The organism is Streptomyces tremellae (assembly GCF_039540215.1).
GTDB classification, from domain to species: Bacteria; Actinomycetota; Actinomycetes; order Streptomycetales; family Streptomycetaceae; genus Streptomyces; species Streptomyces tremellae.
On sequence record NZ_BAABEP010000007.1, the window covers coordinates 59,803 to 74,329 of the forward strand.

General features: G+C 72.5%; 10 protein-coding genes. 6 read left to right on the forward strand and 4 right to left on the reverse strand.

The window, feature by feature from the left end:
* Positions 1-89 precede the first annotated feature (89 nt).
* The 5 genes from sbnA to ABEA77_RS08200 are packed head-to-tail and all read left to right on the forward strand — an operon-like array spanning position 90 to position 8,033.
* Positions 90-1,106 carry a 2,3-diaminopropionate biosynthesis protein SbnA gene (gene sbnA / locus ABEA77_RS08180; protein WP_345643256.1) on the forward strand — a complete coding sequence of 339 codons (1,017 nt, stop codon included), beginning with the start codon at positions 90-92 and terminating at the stop codon, positions 1,104-1,106.
* A gap of 36 nt (positions 1,107-1,142) precedes the next feature.
* Positions 1,143-2,138, forward strand: a complete 996-nt coding sequence (sbnB, locus tag ABEA77_RS08185; protein ID WP_425588231.1) for a 2,3-diaminopropionate biosynthesis protein SbnB — start codon at positions 1,143-1,145, stop codon at positions 2,136-2,138.
* A gap of 3 nt (positions 2,139-2,141) precedes the next feature.
* Positions 2,142-2,351 carry an MbtH family protein gene (locus ABEA77_RS08190; RefSeq protein ID WP_345643262.1) on the forward strand — a complete coding sequence of 70 codons (210 nt, stop codon included), beginning with the start codon at positions 2,142-2,144 and terminating at the stop codon, positions 2,349-2,351.
* Positions 2,309-3,085, forward strand: a complete 777-nt coding sequence (locus ABEA77_RS08195; RefSeq protein ID WP_345643265.1) for a thioesterase II family protein — start codon at positions 2,309-2,311, stop codon at positions 3,083-3,085. Before ABEA77_RS08190 ends, ABEA77_RS08195 begins: the two co-directional genes overlap by 43 nt.
* A 13-nt stretch (positions 3,086-3,098) precedes the next feature.
* A complete protein-coding gene (locus tag ABEA77_RS08200) occupies positions 3,099-8,033 on the forward strand; it encodes an amino acid adenylation domain-containing protein (protein WP_345643267.1) in 4,935 nt (1,644 codons plus the stop codon).
* A gap of 72 nt (positions 8,034-8,105) precedes the next feature.
* On the opposite strand, the gene ABEA77_RS08205 is transcribed toward ABEA77_RS08200, so the two are convergent.
* On the reverse strand, positions 8,106-9,458 hold the full coding sequence (locus tag ABEA77_RS08205) for an MFS transporter (RefSeq protein WP_345643270.1): 1,353 nt from the start codon (positions 9,456-9,458) through the stop codon (positions 8,106-8,108).
* A gap of 14 nt (positions 9,459-9,472) precedes the next feature.
* On the reverse strand, positions 9,473-10,876 hold the full coding sequence (locus ABEA77_RS08210; protein WP_345643273.1) for a hypothetical protein: 1,404 nt from the start codon (positions 10,874-10,876) through the stop codon (positions 9,473-9,475).
* 248 nt (positions 10,877-11,124) lie between these two features.
* Here ABEA77_RS08210 and ABEA77_RS08215 point away from each other — a divergent pair, with 248 nt between their 5' ends.
* On the forward strand, positions 11,125-12,273 hold the full coding sequence (locus tag ABEA77_RS08215) for a GNAT family N-acetyltransferase (RefSeq protein ID WP_345643276.1): 1,149 nt from the start codon (positions 11,125-11,127) through the stop codon (positions 12,271-12,273).
* A gap of 17 nt (positions 12,274-12,290) precedes the next feature.
* Here the strand turns inward: ABEA77_RS08215 and ABEA77_RS08220 are convergent, their stop codons facing one another.
* Positions 12,291-13,034, reverse strand: coding sequence for a 2OG-Fe dioxygenase family protein (locus ABEA77_RS08220; protein WP_345643278.1), 744 nt, complete (start codon positions 13,032-13,034; stop codon positions 12,291-12,293).
* 207 nt (positions 13,035-13,241) lie between these two features.
* Positions 13,242-14,513 (reverse strand): ATP-grasp domain-containing protein, encoded by a 1,272-nt coding sequence (locus ABEA77_RS08225; protein WP_345643281.1) that lies wholly within the window; start codon positions 14,511-14,513, stop codon positions 13,242-13,244.
* Between the last annotated feature and the right edge of the window lie 14 nt (positions 14,514-14,527).

Sequence of the window (14,527 nt, forward strand, 5' to 3'; positions counted from 1 at the left end):
TATCCCTTTTCCAGCCTTGCCCGGCCCCTGCACCGGGCGCTTGAGTCGCGGTTGAGCCGCCTCAACCACCCCCGTGCCACACTCGGCCCATGCTCCACAGGCGTGCTGATCAATCCCTGATCGAACAAACCAGGCGCATTCGCAAGGGCCTCATGGGGACCCCGCTGATTCCGCTGCCTGACGAGCAGTGCGACATCGTCGCCAAGCTGGAATTCTGCAATCCCACGGGCAGCAGCAAGGACCGTTCGGCGCTGTGGATCCTGGAACAGGCGATCGGTCGCGGAGAGATAGCACGCGACACCACGGTGGTCGAGTCGTCGTCCGGCAATTTCGCGCTCGCCCTCGCCTTCTACTGCCGTATGCTCGGCATCTCGTTCATCCCGGTCATCGACCCGAACTGCAACGAGGCCACCGAGGCCCAACTCCGTCTGCTGTGCGAGCACGTGGAGAAAGTCACCCAGCGCGACGCGGCGGGCGGCTATCTGCGGAGCCGGCTTTCCCGGGTGCAGGAACTCCTGGTGGAACACGACTCGGCCTATTGGCCGAACCAGTACGCCAATCCGGATGCCCGCGACGCGCATTACCGTTTCACCGGCGGCGAATTGATCGCGCAGGCCGGGCCGCTTGACTACCTCTTCGTCGGCGTGGGCACCGGCGGCACGATCGCCGGGCTCTCGCACCGGATCAAGGAAGCCTCTCCCGAGTGCGTGGTCGTCGCGGTCGACGCCGAGGGCTCGGTGATCTTCGGCGGTCCGCCGAAGAAGCGGCGCATCCCCGGTATCGGCTCCAGCATCGTGCCGCCGCTGTGCGGGGAGGCGCTGATCGACGAGGTCGAGATCGTCGCCGAGTCGCGCGCCGTCGAGGCGTGCGGCGATCTGGCCGCCGCCTACGGGCTGTACGCGGGTGGCTCGACCGGCAGCACCTACGCCGCCATCCAGGACTACTTCGCCCGCCGCCGTCCCGCCGCGCGCCGGCCCCGGGTCGCCTTCATCGCCGCCGACCGCGGCCATGCCTACGCCCAGACCGTCTACAACCCCGTGTGGCAGCAGCAGTTGCGCGCGGAAGCGGTACAGCCCTCCGACATCGAGCCCCTGGCCGTCAACTGAAGGAGCACCCCCGTGTCCACCCTGGCTCCGCCGCCCATGACCGTGATCGGTGCGAGCGACATCGCCGCCGAGACGGACCGCCACCGTCCGGAGCTCGTCGAGGTCGTCCGCGCCGCCTACCTCACGCACGACGCAGGCCAGAGCGCGAACCCGCACAGCTCGTTCCTGCGCTTCCCGCATCAGGACCGGTCCCGCATCATCTCCCTTCCTGCCTACCTGGGCGGCGAGTTCGAGGTCGCGGGCAACAAGTGGATCGCCAGCTTCCCGGACAACACGCAGCACGGCATCCCCCGCGCCTCGGCCACGCTGATCCTCAACGACTGCGCCACCGGCTACCCGTTCGCCTGCATGGAGTCCTCGATCGTCTCCGCCACACGGACCGCGGCCTCCGCCGTGCTCGGCGCGCAGACGCTGCTCGGCGCGCGCCGCGCCCGCCGGGTCGGCATCGTGGGCACGGGACTCATCGCCCACCACGTATGGCGCTTCCTGCGCGACCTCGACTGGGAGATCGGCGCCTTCCGGCTCTTCGACCTCGACCCGGCGGCGGCCGGCCGCCTGGGCGCCGCCATGGCCAAGGACACGCAGGCCGAGATCGTGGTCGCGGGCGCCGTCGAGGAGGCGTTCGCGGACTGCGACCTGGTGGTGCTGACCACCGTGGCCGGCGAGCCGCACCTGCACGACCCCCGCCTGCTGGCCCACAATCCGGCGGTCCTGCACCTGTCGCTGCGCGACCTCTCCCCCGAGATGATCCTCGCCGCCCAGAACTTCACCGACGACATCGACCACGCCGTGCGCGAGCGCACCTCGCTGCACCTGACGGAAGAGCGCACCGGCGACCGCGGCTTCATCGACGGGACCCTCGCCGGCCTGCTGCGCGGACGGCTGCACCGGGACCACGGACGTCCGGCGGTCTTCTCGCCCTTCGGACTCGGCGTGCTCGACCTCGCCGTCGGCAAGTGGGTGCACGACCGGGTCGTCGCCGCGGGCGGGGGCCGCCGCGAGGACGGCTTCTTCGCCGGGGTGGAGGTCTGAGGCGTGAGCAGCGAACCCGCCCCGCACGCCGCGGAGGACCGGTACACCGTCGTGGTGAACGACGAGGAGCAGTACTCCGTCTGGTTCGCCGACCGGACCCTGCCCGCAGGCTGGCGCGCCACCGGCGCGCAGGGCACCCGGCAGGAGTGCCTCGACCACATCGAGCAGGTGTGGACCGACCTGACTCCGCGTTCCGCGCGGGCGCCGCGGTGACGGCCCCCGCCCCCGCCACGGCCTGGCTGCGCGGGCTCGGCAGCCGGCAGGACACCGCGCGGCGGCGCCTTTTCGTCTTCCCGCACGCCGGCGCGGGCGCCTCCGCCTACCGGCTGGCGGCGCACCTGCCGGAGAGCATCGAGGTCTGCACGCTCCAACTGCCCGGCCGGGAGAGCCGCTTCGCCGAACCGGCGCTGACATCGCTCGACGACGCCGTGGCCTCGCTCGCACCGCTCGTCGCCTACCACGCGGACCTGCCGTACGCCTTCTTCGGGCACAGCATGGGGTCCCTGATCGCCTTCGAGACGGCCAGGCGGCTGCGGGCCCTCGGCGGGCGCCTGCCCGGCCGCCTGTTCCTCTCCGGCATGCGGGCCCCCGGCCTGCCCGACCGCGACCCGCGGCACGAGCTGCCGGACGACGAGCTGCTCGCCACGGCGGAGTTCGCCGGTCTCGACGCGGAGATGCAGGAGCTGCTGCTTCCGGTCCTGCGCGCCGACCTGACGCTGTGCGAGACCTACGCGTACCGCGCGGAGGCCCCCCTGCCCTGTCCGCTGACGGTCCTGGCCGGCGCGGACGACGAGAGCGTCACCGAGGCGGAACTGGCCGGCTGGCGCGAGCACACCTCCGCGGGCTTCGACCTGCACCTGTTTCCCGGCGCCCCGCACCTGTACGTGCGCGGAGCCGAACCGCGGCTGGCGGAGATCATCGCGCGCGCCTTCCCCGCGCGGGACTGAGAGAGGATCGTTCATGGCGCCGAGCACCCTGGTCGCACAGTGGGAGCGGCAGGCCGCCGCGACACCCGACGCGATCGCCGTCGTCGCGGGAGCCCACCGCGCGACCTACGCCGAGGTGGACCGCCGCGCTTCGGCGCTCGCCGCCGAGCTGCAGACACGCGGGACGGGGCCCGGGAGCCTGGTCGGCGTCTGTCTCAGCAGGTCGGTCGAGATGGCGGTGGCGCTGCTCGGCATCCTGAAGTCGGGCGCCGCGTACCTGCCCCTCGACCCGGGCTACCCGGCCGAGCGGCTGCGCCACATGGCCACCGACTCGGGGGCGGACCTCTGGGTCTGCGACGCGCCGCGCCGCGCGCAGGCCCTGGCCTCCGGCGCATCCCACGTCCTGCTGGTCGAGGACGTGCCCGCGGCGCCGTCCGCACCGGTGGTGTCCACGGTGCACCCGCACCATCTCGCGTACGTCATCTACACCTCCGGTTCGACCGGCCTGCCCAAGGGCGTCGCCGTCGACCACGCGGCGCTCGCCTCGTTCCTGCGGGCCGCGGCCGAGCGCCCCGGTCTCGCGGCGGACGACCGGGTTCTCGCGCTGACTCCCCTCTCGTTCGACATCTCGGTCCTCGAACTGTTCCTGCCGCTGACCCTGGGGGCCTCGGTGGTGATGGCACCGCCCGCCGCCAACACCGATCCCGAGCTGCTCGCCGCGACCCTCACCGAGGCGGAGGTGAACGTCGTCCAGGCGACTCCCACCACCTGGCGGCTCCTGCTGGCTTCCGGCTGGAAGGACGGACACGGCCGTGTGCTGCTTTCCGGCGGCGAGCCGCTCGACCCGCAGCTGGCCGGCGACCTGCTCGCCACCGGCGGCACTCTGTGGAACCTGTACGGGCCGACCGAGGCGACGGTGTGGGCCGCCGCCGCGCGCATCGACTCCGTGACCGACCGGGTCACCGTCGGCACGGCCCTGTCCAACACCCGGCTGTACGTCGTCGACGCGAGCGGGCGCGAGGCGGGCCCTGGGACCGTCGGCGAGCTGTGGATCGGCGGCGCCGGCGTGGCCCGCGGCTACCTCGGCAGGCCCGCGCTGACCGCGGACCGGTTCGTGCCCGACCCGTTCGGGGACGCGCCCGGGCGCCTGTACCGCACCGGCGACCTCGCCCGGTGGTCGGCCGACGGCACGCTTGAGGTGCTGGGACGCACCGACCACCAGGTCAAGGTGCGTGGTGTGCGCATCGAACTCGGCGAAATCGAGGCGTGCGCGCGCAGCCACCCCCTCGTCGCTGACGCGGTGGTGGTCGTCGACCGCGAGGCGGCGGGCGGGGACCGGCTCGTGGCGTACCTCGTGCCCACGTCCGAGGCGCGGAGCGAGACCGCGGACCTGCCCCGCCAGGTCCGCGACCACCTCGCGCTGCGGCTGCCCGCCGGCATGGTGGCGCACGGCTACGCGGTGCTCGACGCGCTGCCCCGCACCCCCGCGGGCAAGGCCGACCGCGCCGCCGTGCAGCGGATCCCGTACGGACCTGTCCGGGCGAGCGTGCCGGCGGCGGAGGGCTCCACGCTGCCCCCGCTCACCGAGGCGGTGCGCCGCGTCTGGGCCGAGGTGCTCGGTGTCGACGACGTCTCCCCGTACGACGACTTCTTCGGCCTCGGCGGCCAGTCGCTCACCGCGGTACGGGCCGTGGCCAGGCTGCGGACCGAACTCGGCCTGCCGGTCGACGCCCAGTCGGTCTTCGCACACCCGACGCCGCGAGCGCTGGCCGCGGCTTTGGACGGCGTGGCGCCCTCGGACGACGAGCCGATCCCCCCGGCCACGAGGGCCGAGCTCTCCTTCGGCCAGGAGCGCATCTGGTTCTTCGAGCAGCTGAACGAGGCGGTGCCCGCCTACCACCTGCCCGTCGCACTCGGCCTGCCGGGCGGTCGCGTGGACCTGCCGCTGCTGCGGGAGTGCCTGTCCGCGCTGGTGCGCCGGCACCCGGCGCTCCGCACGGCGGTCGTCACCACCGCGGGCCTCGCCCGCCCGGAGCTGCGCGAGCCGGGCCCCGTGCCCCTGGTCCGCACCGAGGTCGCCGAGGAGGACCTGGACGCGGTGCTGGCCGAGCGGATGCGCGCCCCCTTCGCCCTCAACCGCCCGCCGCTGCTGCGCGCGGACGTGCTGAGCACCCCGGCCCGCGACGTCACCCTGCTGACGCTCCACCACATCGCCTGCGACGGCGCGTCGGTCGACCTCGTCGTGCGCGAACTCGGCGAGCTCTACACGGCACTCGCCGCCGGCCGCGGCCCCGCCCTCGCACCGCTGCCCGTGACGTACGCCGACTACGCGGCCTGGCAGCGAGAGCGGCTCACGGACGCCGAGCTGGAGCGGCTGCTCGACCACTGGCGTACCCGGCTGTCCGGCGTGCCCGCCCTCGAACTGCCGACGAGCCGCCCCCGGCCGGCCGTCGCAGGCCACCGCGGCCGCCGTGAGATGCTGCGCGTCGATGCCGGTCTCGCGGACCGGCTGCGCACGCTGTGCAGGGCCGAGGGCGTCACCCTGTTCATGGGCCTGCTGGCCCCGCTCCAGGTACTGCTCGGCCGGTACGCCGAAGAGAGCGACGTCGCCGTCGGCACCCTGACCGGCGGCCGGCCGCGCCCCGAACTCGACGGCGTGGTGGGCTACTTCGTGAACACCGTCGTCCTGCGCACCGATCTGTCGGGGGACCCGACCTGGCGCGAACTGCTGGGCCGGGTCCGCGAGGTCGCGCGGCAGGCGTACGCCCACCAGGACCTCCCCTTCGAGAAGCTGGTGGCGGAGCTGAGCCCGGAGCGCGACCTCAGCCGCAATCCGCTCTTCCAGGTGCTGTTCGCCCTGCACGAGGAGCAGCCGGCCGCCCCGCTCACCGAGTTGTACGACCGCAAGGAGCTGGAGGGGCGGCTCGGCACGGCACGCTTCGACCTCGCCCTCGACGTGACGGACCACACCGCCGGCGCGGGTGACCTCAGCATCTCCGTCGAGTACGCCACCGACCTGTTCGACGCGGACTTCGTCCGGGGATTCGGCCGGCACTACCTGCGGGCGATCGAGCAGATGGTGTACGGCGCGACGAGCCGGCTCTCCGAGCTGGAGATCGTGTCGGCCGACGAGTTGCGCGCCCTCTCCTCCGGCGAAGGGGCGGGGCCGCTGCCCGAGCCGACCACCCTGGTCCGCCTGTGGGACCGCCAGGTGCGTGCGACCCCGGACGCCGTGTGCGTCGTGGGCGACGACAGGTCGCTGACCTTCGCCGAGACCGACGCGCGGGCCTCGGCCCTGGCCGGGGAGCTGCGCGCCAGGGGCGTGCGCCCCGAGACCCTGGTCGGCGTCTGCCTTGAGCGCTCCGTCTCCCTGGTGGTCGCGCTGCTCGGGGTGCTCAAGGCGGGCGGCGCCTACGTACCGCTCGACCCGAACTACCCGCAGGACCGCCTGCGTTACCTGCTGGCCGACTCGGGCGTGCGCCTGGTTGTCGCAGACCCCGGGCACCCGGCCTCCGCCCTGTTCCGCGGCGGTGTGCGGCTCGTGGCGGTGGACCAGGAGCCGGGCGCGGGCCGGGCGTCGGCCGAGGAGGCACAACCGCACCACCTCGCCTACGTCATCTACACGTCCGGCTCGACCGGCAACCCCAAGGGCGTCGCGATCACGCACGCCAACATCACCGGGTTCCTGGCGTGGAACCAGCGGCTGTGCGGACTCGACGGGCGGGACCGGGCCCTGCTGAACCACTCGGTGGCGTTCGACAACTCGGTCTGGGAGATCTTCCAGTGCCTGGTCTCCGGCGCAGAACTGCACCTGGCGAGCCCCACCGCAGCCTACGACCCCGAGGAGTTCCTGCGGGAGGTGGCCGAGCGCCGTGTCACCACGCTCAACGCGACACCGTCGCAGATGCGCATCCTGCTGGACTCCGGTACGGACGCCGCCGCGCGACTCGCCTCCGTGCGCCTGGTGTTCACCGGGGCGGAGGCCGTGCCTCACGACGTGGCCCGCCGCATCCTGTCCGCCACGGCGCCCGGCTGCCGGGTGTTCAACGAGTACGGGCCGACCGAGGCGACCGTCACCTCGGCGTTCTGCCCCATCACGGAGGAGCTGCTCGCCCGGCACAGCCATCTCCCGAGCGTCCCGTTCGGCCGGGCGACCGACAACGCGTACCTGTACGTCCTCGACCCGCGGCTGCGCCCGGTCGCGCCCGGCTGCCGCGGCGAGCTGTACGTCGGCGGCAGCGCCGTCGGCCGCGGCTATCTCGGCAGGCCGGCCCGCACCGCCGCCGCGTACCTGCCCGACCCGTACGCCGCGGAGCCCGGTGCCCGCATGTACGCCACGGGTGACGTCGTGCGGCTGCTGCCCGACGGGAATCTGGTCTTCCTCGGCCGCAACGACCACCAGGTCAAGGTGCGCGGCTTCCGCATCGAGCTCGGTGAGATCGAGTCCGCGCTCCAGGGCCACCCCGCCGTGGCGGAGTGCGTGGTGGCCGTGCGCCGTACCGCGGCCCGCGGGGACCAGCTGGCGGCCTACCTCGTCCCCGAGCAGCACGCGGGGCCCGTCCCCGGCCCGGCGGAGCTCCGGGCCCACCTGGCAAAACGACTGCCGCCGTACATGCTGCCGCAGAGCTACACGGTGGTCGACGGGATCCCCCTGACCCCGAACGGCAAGGTCGACAGGGCCGCGCTGCCCGACCCGGGTCCCGCGGCCGCCCCGGCCCCCGCCACCCGCCGGGAGCTCACCGAGGAGCAGCGTGTCGTGGCCGAAGTGTGGCGGGAGTGCCTGGCCGTCGAGGACGACTTCGGGCCGCAGGACGACTTCTTCGACGTCGGCGGCACCTCGTTGACGCTCGCCACGGTCGCGGGCCGGCTCGGCGAACGTCTCGGGCACCGGGTCTCACCGGTCCTGGTCTTCAGGAACCCGACGCTCGCGGGTCTCGCGCGGGCCCTGCGGGAGGGCACGCAGCGCTGACCGGCGGCAGAGAGCAGCGGCGGGCGCCGACCACGAGGTCGACGCCCGCCGCTCAGCCGGTGGGGCCGCCGCTCAGCCCGCGGGGTCGCCGTCGAGCTGCTCCGCGGGGGCGGCGTCCCTGGCCGGCGCGGCCACGTCCGCGGACGCAGGCCGCCGGTCGAGCCCGAGCACGACCGGCACGGCCAGCACGCTGATCGCGGCGAGGAACACCCAGGGCAGCGCCGCGCCGCCCTCCAGCAGGGCGGTGAGCAGCGCCGGGGCGAGCGCGCTGCCGATGGACCAGGACATCTGGTACACGCCCAGGTAGCGGCCCCGCAGGTGGTCGGGCGCCATCACCACGCTCAGTTCGCTGGTCGGCGGCGAGCTGAGGATCTCGCCCGCGGTGTAGAGCACCATCGCGATCAGCAGCCCGGCGATCACCGCCCAGCCGGGCAGCACGAGCAGGGAGCCGAAGGCGGTGAACGCCGCCGCGTTCAGCAGCAGGGCCCACACGAGCACCGTCACCGGCCTGCGGGCCTCGGTCCACCGGCTTGCGAGCGTCTGGAGCAGCGCGACCAGGGCCGTGTTCAGCACGACGAGCACGCCGACGACCCACGAGCCGACGTGGAGGTTCTCCGCCACGTAGACCGCGAGGAGCACCGCGATCACCGTGGAGGAGAAGACGAAGGAGATGTTCGTGGCGACCAGCCGCAGGTAGCGGATGTCCTTCAGCACGGTGCGGTAGCCGCCCGGTGGCTTGCCCGCGGGCTCGGACTGGGCCGTGCGCCGCTCCGCGGCCCCGGCGGGCCCGCTCCTCGCCGCCTCCTCCTCCGTACGCGGCAGGGTGAGCACGAGCCAGCCCGCGACGGCGAAGGTGACCACGTTGACCACCATGATCGCCCGCAGCCCGGTGGTGGTCCCGATGCTCAGGACCACCGCGGACACGGCGCCGCCGAAGCCGACGCCGATATTGCGCAGGGCACGGACGAACCCGAACCAGCGGGCGCGCTCGACGCCGCGGGCGACCGTCACGGTGAGCGGGCTGCTGCCCATCCAGAAGGCGGTGGACCCCAGTTGCACCATGACCTGCCACAGCACGATCTGCCAGGCGGCGTGCGAGAACAGGAAACCGATGAACCCGGCCACCGAGATCCAGTTGCCGACGGCGACCACGGTGCGCGGGCCGTAGCTGTCGAGCAGCCGCCCGAGGAAGAGCGGAACGGGCAGCACGAGCAGTTGCCCCGCGGTCAGCGCGGCGCCGATGGCGACCAGGGAAAGCGACGTCGTCTTCACGAAGAAGACGAGGGTGAACGCCCCCACGAGCCCGTTGCCGAGGCTGTCGATCAGATTGGCCGTGACGAAGCGGCCCTTCCCCGTCAGGTCCGGCAGACCCCAGGCCGTCTGGATCCGCCGCCACGCCGACGGCGCGGGGGAATGGTGCGGCATGCCGTCCGCTCTCCCTACTTCGCCGTGGCGGTGGACGGCTCGCCCACCGCGGGCACTTCGCCCCAGGCGGGCAGCTCACTCTGGTGGAAGACGGCCGCGCTGCGCGCCTCCGCGTGCGCCGCGACGGAGATGATCCCGCCGGAACCGGCAGGCACCACCTTGGCGTAGGCGCCCGCGCACCCCTGCGGGGTGTAGAACATGCCGTAGGCCGCCTGCCACGCGCCGGTCTCCCCGGTCACCGGATCCACCACGATCTCGGTCCGCGGGACGACCCTCTGCTGTACGACGCACCCTTCGGCGGCGAGTTCCCGGATGGCGCGCCGCCACGCGGCGTCGTCCGTCTCCCAGCCCACCACGACGCCGACGCCGCCGCCCTTCCCGTTGACCTTGAGGATCAACTGCTCGCGCCGCTCGATGCACGTGTCGACGAGGCCGGTGTCCGTCTTCAGCACCTCGGCGTCGAGCAGGCGGGTCCAGGGCAGCACCCGGTCGATGAGCCGGCACTCGTCCCCGCTGAATGCGCGCCGCCGCCTCGGGTCGGAGAGCAGCGCCATGCACGCCTTGTTGGCGAAGACGTTGCTGGAGAGAGGGGTCCAGGTCAGGGTCCTGCCCGACTGGTGCGCGCGCAGCAGCGGGGCGGCCAGCTCCCACCCGTCGGGCTCCTCGGCGATCTGGTCCGGCACGAAGGCGCGGTAGACCACGTCGATCTGCGTGTCCCCGAGATAGAGTGCCCCGCCGCGTTCGTGCACGTCGGGAACCTCGGCCAGCAGGATGTCGAGGCCCGCAGAGCGCAGTGCGGACTGGAAGTTGAGCCAGAGCTCGCCGTAGTCCTTCAGGCCGTCTCGCCATTCCAGCACGGCCACCACGGGCTCCCGGTCGGGTGCGACCCGGGCACCGAAGCGGCGCAGGGACTCCACCACGGCGTGAATGGGATGCACATAGGCGAGCCGGTTGGCGCGCGCGAATTCGGCGAAGGCGTCGACTTCCATCGCGGCCTTCGACATCTCACTCGCGAGCGCCCAACCACCCGACTCGCTCCCCAGATTGGTTTCGAGGAGTTTGAAGGATGTGCCGTCGTGATACATGTCGGCACGCCCGTAGTAGGGCGGCAGCGGATCACCGAAACGCCGTATCGCCTCCCAGCGGCCATTGTCGATGCCGAGCACGGAACGGAATGCGTCGAGATCGCCGCCGAACATCCGGTCGGGCAACGAGAAAATCATGTCGACGAGCTGCTGTAGGTCATCGGCGAATGCGCGGAGTTCGCGCTCGGCGACAAACAGCGGCCTGGCCAGATATTCGCCGTGCCAGGGTGCGAGGGTCGGGAATTCCTTGACGTACTGGGCGACCTTGGGCAGGCCGCTCCCCGGCGCGCGGAACTCTTCGTTGTACAGGGCCGTTACCCGCTCCGCCGACATGAACTCTCCACTCCTGCATCGACCGCGACCGGGCTTTCAGGCCCGCACGGCCACTCTTCCACTTCGGTCGCCTGCGCGACTCAATTGCGACTCAATTCCCGGCAGGCACCCCCTGCGTGTGCGCGGCATCTGCGTTAGGATCCGAAAACTTCGAGGCTCTGCAGGAAATTGCTCCTGGGCCGTGGCGCGCGGCAACCCCTGACGTGGCCGGAGAGCGCCCCACCGGACGGAAATCACAAGGAGGCGCCATGACCGCCGTGACGGACACTTTCACCGACGCCATCGGCGGCCTCGGCGACGCCGAGTGGGACCGGCTGGCCGACGGCAGGTTCTACTCGTCGGCGCTGTGGCTGCGGATCTGCGCCCTCGATCCGGGGGCGGTCTCCGGCGGGCTGCACGTGGAGACGGCGTCCGGCGGCCGTGCCGCGGTCCCCGTGGCGGCCGTGACCGACGAGTCCACTCCCGACCTGCGGTGGCACGACGTGCTCACCGCGCGCGGCCTGCCGGCGCCCGAGCCGGGCGGCCTGCTCGTCGGCCAGCGCCGCGGCTACCTGGCCCACCTGCTGACCGGCGAGGGAACGGACCGCACCGAGGCGGCCGCCCGGGTGCTCGACGCGGTCCGCGCCCTGCGCTCCCCCGTGCACCAGGACGCGAAGATCGCCCGGGTCGCGATGTATCTGACCACGGAGGACGTGACGACCCTGCGCGCGGCCGGGGTGCGGACCGCGCCGGTCGCGCTGAAGACGGACGCCTGGATCGAGATCCCGCCCGGCGGCTTCCCCGCCTGGCTCGATTCGCTCTCCGCGCACCGGGCCCGCCGCATCCGCAGCGAGATACGGAAGTTCGAGAGGGCCGGATACGCGTTGGAGCACCGGACCCTCACCGAGTCCTGGCAGGACGTGGCGAGGTTGCTCGCCCGTTCGTTCCTGCGCTACGGCAGGACCGTCGACGTGGCCCCCTTGGCCGAGTCCTTCAGACAGCAGGGCGAACTGGCCGGTGAACGCGCCAAGGTGGTGCTGTGCTCGCGTGCCGGCGAAGCGCCCGTCGGCTTCTGCATGTACTACCGCTGCGGCGACACCGTGTACCTGCGGGCGCTCGGCCTCGACCACGACCGGCTCGTCTCGGCCGCCGAGTACTTCAATCTCACCTACTACATGGCGGCGCGGCTCCCGGGTGTGCGCCGGCTCCACGCGGGCACCGAGACCGCGGAGGGAAAGGCGCTGCGCGGCGCGACGCTGCGACCCCTGTGGCTGCTCGACCTGACCGAGGACAGCCCGCTGGCCGGGTACGACGAGGAGATCCGCGAGCACAACCGCGCCCTGCTGACCCGCCTGCGCGAGTCCTCCCCCGCCGTTTCCGGCGCTCTGGAGTACGAGCTCTGGGAGCCGTACTGCTGACTGTCCCGGACCAGGGCTCAGTCCATCGGGTTGAAGTCGATCTGGAGCATGTCCCGCACGCCGGAGGCGCCTTCGGGGGCGACGGGCGAGACCTCGTGGGTGATCATGTTGTCGTTGAAGAAGACGGAGTCGAGCGGCTGGCGCAGGGTGGTCTGCACCATGTCGCTGCCGTCGTTGGGGTGGATGGTGGACACCCCTCCGGTGACGCCGTCGCGGCGCATCAGGTGCAGGCCGACGAAGGAGTGGCCGTCGCGGTGGCGGCCCTCGGGGGTGGGCAGGCCGTCGGCGCCGACGCGGGCGACGACGCGGACCAGGTGGATCCCGACCCGCCACGAGGTGTTGCCGTCGGCCGCGGTCGCCATCCGGGCGTCGAACCCGACCAGGGCGCGGATGGCGGGGCTGAGCAGGACCTCCTCGGAGACGGGCTCGAAGATCCGGTTCTTGCCCCTCCAGAGCGGGATGGAGTCCTGGCGAAAGACGGCGTTGGGCAGGACCTCCTGGGAGACGGTGTCGCCTTCTACGTCGACGCGCAGGCGGCCGTAGCGGCGCTCGCGGTAGACGTCGACGCCGTCGACCTGGGTGTCGACCGGCAGGTCTTCGAAGGCGGCGCGGAGTTCCGCGAGGTCGGCGTCGCCGACGAGACCGGAGAGTTCCTGCTTGCGCATGACGACGAAGCCGACGCTGCGGACCTGGTCGAGGAAGGCGGGCACGCCGTCACGGACCTGCTGTCCTGCGGTCGGCGTGGTGGTGGTGTCGGTCATGGTGTTTCTCCTCTGCGCGGGTGTACCGGCGTGCCGGCGTTTCCGGCCGGCCGGAGGCGGTTGATGGCGGGTGCGGCCCATGGTGCGATCACGCCCGTTGACGGCGGTCGCGGAACTGCCGTCTCCGGCGGTCCCTGCCGGAGGCGGCGTCCCGGCACGGTCCGCTTCGCGGGCCCGGTTCCGGGAGCCGTGTGTCGTGGCGCGTACTCAGTCCCGCTCCTCGTACTCGACCTGCAACGTGCGGGCGAGGTGTTCGAGGAAGGCGTGCGCCTCGGCGTCCGAAGCGTGGTGCGAGAGCACGACCGCCGGGTTCCCCGACCAGTCCGGGTAGGGAAGCAGCTCCGCGCCGGGGCCCGCGGTCTGCACCACGTAGTCCACCTGCGGGTGAGCGCGCGTCTCGTCGAGGCCGCGGATCCGCTTGACCCGTCCGCCTGCGCCGATCGGCACCAGGTACGCGGCGGCGTGGCCGGCCGGCACCGGCTCCTTCGTCCAGCAGAGCGGTTCCCTGCCGAGATGGACGCGCAGCGCCTCGGCGGCCAGGTCGATCCCGCTGCTGACGTGGGCGAGGTGGTGCATGTTGCCTCCGCCGCCGAGGCGCGCGGCCATTTCGAGGAGCACCGGCCGCACCCCGCCGACCAGGCGCAGTTCGGTGTGCATGGTGCCTTCCGTGACGCCGAAGGCATGGTGGGCGCCGATCACCTCGGCCTCGATCGCGGCAAGTATCTCGGCCGGCAGCTGTGCGGGGGCGCGCAGCGTGGTCTCCTCGAAGTAGGGCCCCGCGAGCTCGCCCTTCCAGCTGATCGCCACGACCTTCACCTGCCCGTGGTGCACGAGCGATTCGGCGGACAGCTCGGGGCCGTCCAGGTACTCCTCGACCAGCACGCCGGTCTCGGGGTCCGAGCCGTCGGTCGCTCCCAGGTGGTGGCTTTCGATGAGCTGCCAGGTACGGGCCACGGCCTGCCGGAGCCCGGCCTCGTCGTCCACCCGGATCACGGCGAGGCTGGAGTGGCCGTTCGAGGGCTTCACCACGAGGGGGAATCGCAGGGCGAGCGCCTCGGTCCAGCCTCCCGGCTCCTTGATGACCACGAAGCCGGGCACGTTCAGACCGGACTCCAGCAGGAGTTGCCGCATTCTGCGCTTGTCGCGCACCACGGCCGCGGCCTCCTCGGTCAGGCCGGTGAGGCCCAGTTCCCGAGCGGCGCGCGCCACGAACGGCACCACCCTCTCGTTGCCCGCCATGATGCCGTCGAAGGGCTCACGGCGGTGGCGCTCGACGAGCTCGGCCAGCGCGTCGTCCGGGTGGTCGTCGAGGTCGAGCGGCAGCACGTCGACGACCGCGCCGGGTCGCCCCGCGGACTCCTCGGTGTCGTCCCCCCGCGGGATGATGACCAGGTCGATCCCGGCCCGTTCGGCTGCCTCGAACACCCAGGGGTACGTGGACAGCTGACCGGCGAGGACGAGTTTCGGGCGCTGGGACATGAACGGTTCTCCAA